The following is a 7,075-nucleotide window of genomic DNA, read 5'->3' on the forward strand; positions in this document are numbered from 1 at the left end:
GGCGCTTCCGCCTGTGTGCAAGCGCCCCTTCAGCACCCCAAACAGGGCTCCTGGCGGCCCACCCATCACCCACCCCGTGGGAGAGGGGCTGGGGATGAGGGCAAAAAAACGCGAGCGCTTCGCACCCAGCAAACCCAAGCGGTGTACCCTTATCAGGGGGGACACAGGGGGTGAGGGCAATACGGCGCGCCTGTCTGCCGCAGCGACTCCGTGTCGAACCGATGTACCCTTGTCAGGGGGGCAATCATAAACTCTGCACACGCGGTTGGTATCAGATTGCCCGCTGCAGCGCGTCAATCAGTCCCACCATGCGCGTGAAGTAGTCGCGCTGGGGGTCGGGCATCTCCAGCGTGTCGGCAAGCACCAGCGGGACTTGGAGCAGGCGCGCGGCGGTTGCGCCCAGCGGCGACTCGTCGGCGCACAGCACCATCGCCACACGCGCCCGACGCGCCCGCGCCAGCGCGTCGCGAAACGCCTGCAGGCTGGGTGGGCGTTCATGGTCGGGCTGCAGGCTGCCCAGCGAACGCATGCCCAGCTGCTGCGTGAGGGGTCGGTAGGCGTCGTGAACCGCGAGGTACGCCTTGCCCTGCAGCGTCGTGCGCGCCTCACGCATGCGCACTGCCAACTGCCGAAACAGCAGCTCGGTTCTGCGCCACGCCTGACGCTGCGCCAGCCCCAGTAGCCCGTCCTGCGCCGCCCAGCGCAGGATTTGTTCGCAACTCTGCCGCGCGTAGCCCAAGTCCAGCCAAATATGTAGGTCGTCAGGCGCGGGGCGCAGGTGATCGAGTAGCGTGCGGATGGGCGTTTTGCCCTGTGTGGCGCGTTGCAGCGCGGGCAGGTAGCCCTCCAGCCCGCCGCCGACAGCAATCACTGCGCGCGCCCCCAACGCCAGACGCACCATGCGCACATTCAGCGGCGTCTCGTGCGCGTCCGCGCTGCGCGGCTGCAACAAGGCGACGGGCAACTCCAGCGCACGCGCCCAGTCCGCCACTACCGCCAGCGTCGCCGCGTACATCGTCCTACCCCTCGCGCATCTGCGGGAAGAAGATGACCTCGCGAATCGACTCCGCGCCCGTCAGCAGCATCGCCATGCGATCAATCCCGATGCCCAGCCCGCCTGCGGGGGGCATGCCGTACTCCATCGCCAGCAGGAAGTCCTCGTCGAACGGGTGCGCCTCCTCGTCGCCTGCCTGACGCAACGCGAGTTGCTGCTCGAAGCGGGCGCGCTGCTCCAGCGGGTCGTTCAGCTCCGAGAAGGCGTTGGCGACTTCCTTGCCGAAGATGTAGCCTTCGAAGCGGCGTGTGAAGCGCGGGTTGTCGGGTTCGCGCTTCGCCAGCGGCGAGGTGTCCAGCGGGAAGCCGTATATGAAGGTCGGCTGCTGCAGATGCTCCGCGACGCACTTTTCCAGCACCTTCTCGATGATTCCGCCGACGGTGTCCTTGCGCTCCACATGAATGCCGAGTTTCTCGGCGGCTTGGACGGCGCGCTCCAGCGTCTCGAAGTCGGCTTCGGTCAGCCCCGTATGCTCGCGAATCGCGTCCATCAGGCGCACGCGCCGCCACGGCTGGCTGAAGTCCACCTGCACGCCGTGCATCTCGAACACCGTCCTGCCGAACACCTGCTCGGCGACATGGCGGAACAGGTCTTCCACCAGCGCCATGATGTCTTCGAGGTTGGCGTAGGCTTGGTACAGTTCCAGCATCGTGAATTCGGGGTTGTGGCGGGTGGAGATGCCCTCGTTGCGGAACACGCGCCCGATTTCGTACACGCGGTCGATGCCGCCGATCAGCAGGCGTTTGAGGTGCAGCTCCAGCGCGATGCGCAGTTGGAACTCGCGATCCAGCGCGTTGTGGTGCGTGATAAACGGGCGCGCCGCCGCGCCGCCTGCCAACGGCTGCAGGATCGGCGTCTCCACCTCCAAAAAGCCGCGCGCGTCCAGAAAACGGCGGATTTCGCGAATCATTGCGCAACGCGCCAGCAACCGCTCGCGCGAGTCGGGGTTCACCAGCAGGTCTAAGTACCGCTGGCGGTAGCGCTGCTCGACATCGTGCAGCTCGTACCAGCGTTGCTCGCCCTTCTCTTTGGGGAACGGCACGGGGCGGATGGCTTTCGCCAGCAGGGTGAACTGCTGCACATGCACGGTGATCTCGCCTGTGCGCGTCTGGAACACGAAGCCTTCCACGCCGAGGTAGTCGCCCAAGTCCCACAGGTCAATCAGTTCGTAGCGCTCGCCCTGCTCGTCGGCTTTGAGGTAGATTTGCAGTTTGCCCGTGCTGTCCATCAGGTGCGCGAAGGTCGCCTTGCCCATTTTGCGGATGGCGACGATGCGCCCTGCGACGGCGACCGTTTGCCCCTGCAGCGTCTCGTAGCCGTCGTGGACTTGCTGCAGGGTGTGCGTGGTCGCGTAGCGTTCAACAGCGAAGGGATCCAGCCCCTGCGCCCGCAGCTGCTGGAGTTTCTCCTTGCGAATCTGCACCAGTTGGTTCTCTTCCGTAGCGGGATGGCGGCTCTCGTCGTGCATGACAGAAATTGTACCTGAAGCGTCGCGGTGGGATGGCAGGAATTCCGCCTGCCTTAGCGAATAGTGGTGCTATGAGTGAGCGCGAAGTGAGCCGCGAACCGATGGAGGCGTACATCCCGCCCACCGACGACGAGGAGCGCGTCGAAGCCCTGCCCCAGCAGGAAGAGTTCTGGCGACCGCCCGTGCGGTTCGGCACAATCCCCGTCGAAAAAGAGCCGCTCGGCTGGGACAAGCGCAAGGGCTTCTACAAACTCTTCCCGCGCGTCAGCCTGCCGTTCCAAATCGTGGAGCGCGTCTCGTTCGGACACCCCGACCTGCCCGCGAACCGACTCATCTGGGGCGACAACCTGCATGTGATGCGCCAACTACCCAGCGAGAGCATCGATCTGATTTACATCGACCCGCCCTTCTTCTCGGGCAGGCAATACAACATCATCTTCGGCGACCAGAACGAGGTGCGCTCGTTCACCGACATTTGGGAAGGCGGGATGCCAGGCTACCTGATTTGGCTCAACGCCCGCCTGTACGAGATGAAACGGCTGCTGAAAAAGACGGGCAGCATCTATGTCCACTGCGACTGGCACGCCAGCCACTACATCAAAGTGGAGATGGATAAGATTTTCGGGTATGAGAATTTTAGGAATGAGATAGTGTGGTTCTACAGACGATGGACTAATGTGCAATCGAATTTTCAACGAATGCACGATGTAATACTCTTCTACAGCAAGTCGGACAGATACCTTTTTAACAAGGTTGAGATACCAGTCAGAGAGTATCTGCAGGAAAGAAAGCAGAAAGGTTGGAACTCTAACACGGTTGAGTCGGGAGGCAAAAGGATAAGGCAGTTAATAGTATACGACCGCGAGGCTTTTACACAGGCTGTTCAAGCAGGGCGTGTGAAGCCAGAGGAATGGGACAAAATTGTGTATGCGGAGCAGAGAACACTATATGCGCCTGATGTATGGGAAATCCCTTTCATCAATCCCGTAGCCAAAGAGCGTATCGGCTACCCGACTCAGAAGCCTGAGGCGTTGGTGGAGCGTATCATCAAGGCGTCGACGCAGGAGGGCGATGTGGTGGCGGACTTTTTCTGTGGGGGTGGGACGACGCCTGCGGTGGCGCAGCGGTTGGGGCGGCGGTGGATTGCGTGCGACCAGTCGCGCGTGGCAGTAGCGGTGACAGCAGATCGCCTGATTCGCGGCGCACAGCAGCTGCAGATGGATCTCGCCATCCCCGACTTCACGGTGGAGTATTGGGGCGTGTACGAGGCGCGGCGGCTGTCGCAGATGCCTGAGTGCGCGTTCCGCGCCTTCATCTTGCGCTGTTTCGGCGCGACGCCGAACACCGACCCCAACGAGCCACACATTCACGGCTACAAGGGCAGCGTGCCTGTGTGGGTCTGTCCGCCCGACGCGCGCTACGAGGTGAGCCACACGGATGTGGTCGCCTTCGCGAACGCCGTCCGCCGCTCGATCCGCTACCAGCAGTCCGACCTGCGCGAGGGGATTATGCTGGGCTGGGCGTTCACGCCCGAGGCGCGCGAGGCTGCCGAGCAGTTGCGTCAGCGCGCGGGCGTCGATGTGAACTTCATTCGGCTGGAGCTGATACGCATCGATTCGCCGCGCTTTCGCCAGCATGTGGCGTCGCTCAGCACCAACCACGCCGACTACGAGAACTTCCTGACTTTTATTCAGCCGCCGCGTGTGGAGGTGGGCTACGAGCGCGTCGCGTCGCTCACCTACCGCTTCGATGTGAGCGACACGGTGGTGGTCAACCCCGGCGCGAGGATTATCAATGTGCAGTGGGACTTCGACTACGATGGGCGTCAGTTTCGCAGCACGCAGGGGTACGCGCTTTCGAAGGCGTCCGCGCCTGTGGTCTACAAGTTTCCCCGCGCGGGCAAGTTCACGATTGCCTGCAAGGTGCAAGACGACAAAGGCGGCGAAGGCATGTGGGTGGGGGAGGTGGAGGTAAAATAAAATGAGATGGAAATGTTGCGGGTGCGTATTGGCGAGGCGGGACAGCACGCCGATGTGCGCGAGGTGCAAGAGGTTTTGGAACACTTGCGCAAGGTGTTGGTGACGCTCTGCAACGAGTTGGCGGAGCAGTCTGTTCGCCCGCGTTTCGAGGTGGTGGAAGCCGCCACGGGCAGCCTGACTCTGGGCGTTGCGCCTGCCGCTGCGACGGAGACGCCCCCGCAGATATTGTCGCAGTTCGCAGAAGACATCAGGGATCTTGCACATTTGCGGTTCCGTCCCACGATGAGCAGCGAGCTACTTAGTGAATATCGCGACCTCATCAAGTCGCCCAACCCAGACACGCCGATTGACTATGGGTACGGCAATCAGTGGGTGCGTATCGATGCTGCCACCCGCGAGCAGTTCGAAGAGGCGGTCATTCGCACAACGGCGTATGAGGTTTCGCTGATGGGTACCATCGAGAGCATCAATATTCACAGGAAGCCCTACAGTTGCTCCCTGTATACCAAATTGCCGCCGCACCAGCGCGTGCGCTGCACTTTCGAGGAATCCATGCTGCACGAGGTCGCCGACGCGCTTAGGCGGCAGTGCCTTGTCGAAGTCAAGGGAAGCGCTGTCTACGGACCTGTGGGCATCTATCCGTTGCAGCTGCACATTTTGGAAACGCCGAAGCCTGTAGAGCCGAACATCGAGTATCTGCGGCAGGCGGTTCACTCGATGGATATCGTGCCCAACGGGATGAGCATCGTCGAGTATGTAGACCAGCTGAGACAAGCGGATGAGGCGAGCGCGTAAGGGACGAACCCGTTTCTACTGGGATACCTGCTGTTTTGTTGCGCTCCTCGAGCGGAAGCCTTCTGAAGACCCAACTCTCGTCCACGCGCTGGATGCGACCTATAACGAGATGTTGGTAGGTCGGGTGGAGATTGTTTCATGCAGTATACTGATTACCGAGCTGTTGGAACCGAGCGCGCAGCAATTCCTTCGGGAGTTGCGAAAGCACCCCAATTTTGAGTTGGTGGAGACCGTGACCGCTGTGCATGAGTTAGCGCGAGACCTTCGCTCACGCTGTCGTCAGGCGGGCGTCCACACACCCAAGACTCCCGACGCGCTCCACCTTGCGTCAGGGATACTCAGCAAATGCGACGAACTCTGGACTCTGGACAAGCGGTTGCTGAATTCAGGCGCGGTGATTACGGAAATCGCTATACGGTTGCCGCATGTGGAGCAACTGAAGTTGGAGTTTTGAGTTTACTGTCAATCAAGGCGGCGAAGGCATGTGGACAGGGGAGATTGAGGTGAGTTAGGTATCCTACAGATGGAGGCGATGTGATGGCGACGGCATCGTGGCTGGAGGACGGCGTTTACTCCTATGCGGAGGCGGCGCGGTTGCTGGGCGTCTCGCGGCAGCGGCTGGCGCGTTGGGCAGATGGCTACTTTTACTCGCGTCGTGCAGGCGAAGCTTTCTCCGCACCTGTGCTGCATGCGCGTGAACATCGTCGGGGCGTGCTGACCTTCCCAGAGCTGATCGAACTGTTTTTCGTGCGCGAGTTCGTCGCGCTGGGCGTCTCGCTGCAGCATATTCGCAAGACCGCCGAGGCGTTGTCGCGCGAGGTAGGCGAGTTCCCCTTCTCGTGCAAGCAGGTACTGGTCGAAGGGCGCAAACTGCTGGTGCGTGAGGCGAAGGGCTTGTTGAAGCGCCCCGATATTGGGCAGTTGGTGGCGGACTTCGCCGAGCAGTTCGCCCAGCAGATTGAGTTTGACGGCGACCTTGCTACGCGCTACTACCCGCCCGGATATGAGAGACAGATTTACTTGGATCGGCGCATTCGCGGGGGCGAACCAGTGGTTTCGGAGCGCGCCATCCCAACGCGCGTGATTTACGCCCTGTGGCAGCGCGAAAAAGACCTGCAATCGGTCGCCGACTATTTCGAGGCGCCCGAATCGGTGGTCTCTGCAGCGATTCGTTATGAAGGCGAATGGCGTCTGAGCGCGTAAAGATTCTGTTCGATGAGAATATTTCGCAGCGTTTGGTGGAGTTCGTCAATCGCGAGTCGAGGCTTGCAGCGATGGCGCACATCAACCAGCGCGGCTGGAGTGGGTTGCCCGACCGCCAGTGGATGGCGCAAGCGACCCTGAACGATTTTGTGATTATCACGGGCGACAGGAACGAACAGACGCGCGGCTACACTGTGGAGGCGTTGAAGGCGATAGGGGCGCGAGTCATCCTGCTGGGGCGTTTCTGGGATCACCTGAACCGATGGGAGCGGGCGAAGTGGCTGGTTGGGCAGATCGAGCGGCTTGTAGCACTTGCGGAAGGGATGCCCGCAGGTAGCGTGTACCTCGTACACAAGTCGGGTCGGCACAGAATCTTGTGAAACAGGATTGGCAGGAATTCCGCTTGGCTCAGCGAATTGTAAAAGTGGTCACGGCGCTGGGCGGGCAACTCCATTACGAAACGGGAGCCTTGAAAATCACGATTGCACGCGGCTCTGGCAACTGAGGGATGTCAGGCGCACGGTGGGTTTACCCCCGCCACAAGCGCGCCGCGCCGAGAAAGCCCAACGCCAGCAG

The 7,075-nt window shown here is 61.4% G+C and carries 7 protein-coding genes; 5 read left to right on the forward strand and 2 right to left on the reverse strand.

Annotated features, from left to right (window positions below; translation table 11 throughout):
• Positions 1 to 271 precede the first annotated feature (271 nt).
• Together NW838_RS05355 and lysS are read right to left on the reverse strand one after the other, a co-directional pair.
• On the reverse strand, positions 272 to 1,015 hold the full coding sequence (locus NW838_RS05355; RefSeq protein WP_414427642.1) for a metal ABC transporter solute-binding protein, Zn/Mn family: 744 nt from the start codon (positions 1,013 to 1,015) through the stop codon (positions 272 to 274).
• Between the two features lie 4 nt (positions 1,016 to 1,019).
• On the reverse strand, positions 1,020 to 2,522 hold the full coding sequence (lysS, locus tag NW838_RS05360; RefSeq protein ID WP_414427643.1) for a lysine--tRNA ligase: 1,503 nt from the start codon (positions 2,520 to 2,522) through the stop codon (positions 1,020 to 1,022).
• A gap of 71 nt (positions 2,523 to 2,593) precedes the next feature.
• Here lysS and NW838_RS05365 point away from each other — a divergent pair, with 71 nt between their 5' ends.
• The 5 genes from NW838_RS05365 (at position 2,594) to NW838_RS05385 (ending at position 6,879) form a co-directional block, all read left to right on the forward strand.
• A complete protein-coding gene (locus tag NW838_RS05365; protein WP_414427644.1) occupies positions 2,594 to 4,501 on the forward strand; it encodes a DNA methyltransferase in 1,908 nt (635 codons plus the stop codon).
• Positions 4,502 to 4,507: 6 nt separating this feature from the next.
• Positions 4,508 to 5,296, forward strand: a complete 789-nt coding sequence (locus tag NW838_RS05370) for a hypothetical protein (RefSeq protein ID WP_414427645.1) — start codon at positions 4,508 to 4,510, stop codon at positions 5,294 to 5,296.
• Positions 5,280 to 5,750, forward strand: a complete 471-nt coding sequence (locus tag NW838_RS05375) for a type II toxin-antitoxin system VapC family toxin (protein ID WP_414427646.1) — start codon at positions 5,280 to 5,282, stop codon at positions 5,748 to 5,750. The genes NW838_RS05370 and NW838_RS05375 overlap by 17 nt, the downstream gene beginning before the upstream one ends.
• 83 nt (positions 5,751 to 5,833) lie before the next feature.
• Positions 5,834 to 6,499: a hypothetical protein gene (locus NW838_RS05380; RefSeq protein WP_414427647.1), complete on the forward strand. Its 666-nt coding sequence runs from the start codon at positions 5,834 to 5,836 to the stop codon at positions 6,497 to 6,499.
• Positions 6,481 to 6,879: a DUF5615 family PIN-like protein gene (locus NW838_RS05385; RefSeq protein ID WP_414427648.1), complete on the forward strand. Its 399-nt coding sequence runs from the start codon at positions 6,481 to 6,483 to the stop codon at positions 6,877 to 6,879. Before NW838_RS05380 ends, NW838_RS05385 begins: the two co-directional genes overlap by 19 nt.
• Positions 6,880 to 7,075 lie beyond the last annotated feature (196 nt).

Origin of the sequence: Synechococcus sp. R55.2 (genome assembly GCF_047462075.1) — a bacterium.
Classification (GTDB): domain Bacteria; phylum Cyanobacteriota; class Cyanobacteriia; order Thermostichales; family Thermostichaceae; genus Thermostichus.